This is a genomic window from Phormidium sp. CCY1219, from assembly GCF_035615515.1.
In the GTDB taxonomy this organism is placed as follows: Bacteria; Cyanobacteriota; Cyanobacteriia; order Cyanobacteriales; family Laspinemataceae; genus CCY1219.
Genome location: NZ_JAJENT010000111.1, coordinates 1 through 1,062, shown reverse-complemented (window position 1 = coordinate 1,062; position 1,062 = coordinate 1). Strand labels below are relative to the sequence as shown.

The window sequence follows — 1,062 nt, the reverse complement described above, 5'->3', positions numbered from 1 at the left end:
ATCTTCCTGGTTCGCGACTACGACCCGGAAGCCAACAAGAATAACGTCTTGTATCGGGTCTTACAGCACAAGGAAGCGATTATCTCTCACCTGAGCTGGGTATCTCTGTTCCTCGGGTTCCATACCTTGGGCCTGTACGTTCACAACGATGTGGTGGTGGCTTTCGGTACCCCCGAAAAGCAAATCCTCATCGAACCCGTATTTGCTCAGTGGATTCAAGCGGCTCACGGAAAAGCCCTCTACGGCTTCGACGTGCTGCTGTCCAACCCGGATAGCATCGCTTCCACTGCATGGCCGAATTACGGCAATGTGTGGCTGCCCGGTTGGCTCGATGCCATCAACTCTGGCACCAATTCCTTGTTCCTGACTATCGGACCGGGTGATTTCTTGGTCCACCACGCGATCGCTCTGGGTCTGCATACCACCACTTTGATTTTGGTCAAAGGCGCTCTGGATGCCCGGGGTTCTAAGCTGATGCCGGATAAAAAAGATTTCGGCTATGCGTTCCCCTGTGATGGCCCGGGTCGTGGCGGTACCTGCGATATCTCGGCATGGGATGCGTTCTATCTGTCGATGTTCTGGATGCTCAACACCATCGGTTGGGTGACGTTCTATTGGCACTGGAAGCATCTGGCAGTCTGGCAAGGCAATGTGGCGCAATTCAACGAGTCTTCTACCTATTTGATGGGTTGGTTGCGCGATTACCTGTGGCTGAATTCTTCTCAGTTGATTAATGGATACAACCCCTATGGGGTGAATAACCTGTCGGTTTGGGCTTGGATGTTCCTGTTCGGCCATTTGGTCTGGGCCACTGGGTTTATGTTCCTGATTAGCTGGCGCGGTTATTGGCAAGAGTTAATCGAAACTCTCGTCTGGGCCCACGAACGCACTCCTTTGGCGAATCTGGTTCGCTGGAAGGATAAGCCGGTGGCGATGTCTATCGTCCAAGGTCGTTTGATCGGTCTGGCTCACTTTACGGTGGGTTATGTGCTGACTTATGCGGCGTTCTTGATTGCCTCTACGGCGAGTAAGTTCGGTTGATGAGGCTCTAACTGCCTGATT

The 1,062-nt window shown here is 52.7% G+C and carries 1 pseudogene; it reads left to right on the top strand.

Going from position 1 to position 1,062, the window contains the following annotated elements:
* Window positions 1–1,041 (top strand): annotated as a pseudogene (gene psaB / locus LKK83_RS00640) (photosystem I core protein PsaB); the annotation flags it as partial.
* Window positions 1,042–1,062: the final 21 nt, after the last annotated feature.